Here is a 722-nt window from a genome sequence, read left to right as displayed (position 1 = left end):
AGGCCGATCGGCGAGGCGAGGCGGCGCAGCCCGGCCTCGTCGACGCCGGCCTCGCGCAGCCGGGCGGTCCGCTCGGCGTGGGTGCGGCGGCTGCCCATCACGCCGATGTACGCGGCGGGCGTGCGCACCGCCTCGACCAGCAGCGGGACGTCGAAGCGGGGGTCGTGGGTGAGCACGCAGATCACCGTCCGCGCGTCGACCTCGGTGGCCGCCAGGTAGTCCGAGGGCCAGGCCCGCACCACCTCGTCGGCCATCGGGAACCGCTCGGGCGTGGCGAAGACCGGCCGCGCGTCGCAGACGGTCACCCGGTAGCCGAGGAAGGCGCCCATCCGCGCGGTGGCCGCCGCGTGGTCGATGGCGCCGAACACCAGCATCCGCGGGGGCGGCGTGAAGCTCCGGACGAAGACGGCCGTCTCCTCGCGGCGCCGCTCGCCGCGCGGGCCGTAGCGCCGCAGCGCGTCACCGCCCGCGGACAGCAGCGCCCGCGCGTCCTGCGCCACCGCCCGGGCCAGCTCGGGGGCGCCGTCCCACGCACCGTCGCCATGAGTCACGGTCCCGCCGTCGCCGTCGCCGTCGCCGTCGCCATCGGCCACGAGGCCGCCGTCGCCCTGGGCCACGGTCCCGCCCTCGCCGTCACCACCGGTCACGAGGCCGCCCTCGCCGTTGGCAACGGTCCCGTCCGGCCGCACCGCCAGCTGCGCGCCGACCGCGACCCCGACCGC

1 protein-coding gene is annotated in these 722 nt (G+C 78.4%); it reads right to left on the bottom strand.

The features are described 5' to 3' along the window. Positions 1–722 (bottom strand): XdhC family protein (locus ACOV8S_RS31050; RefSeq protein WP_448321823.1); only part of this gene is annotated, 722 nt, incomplete at both ends.

The sequence above is a fragment of the Streptomyces sp. CO7 genome (assembly GCF_053474865.1).
The sequence above is the reverse complement of the archived record's forward strand: the minus strand, read 5'-3'. Positions and strand labels throughout refer to the sequence as shown.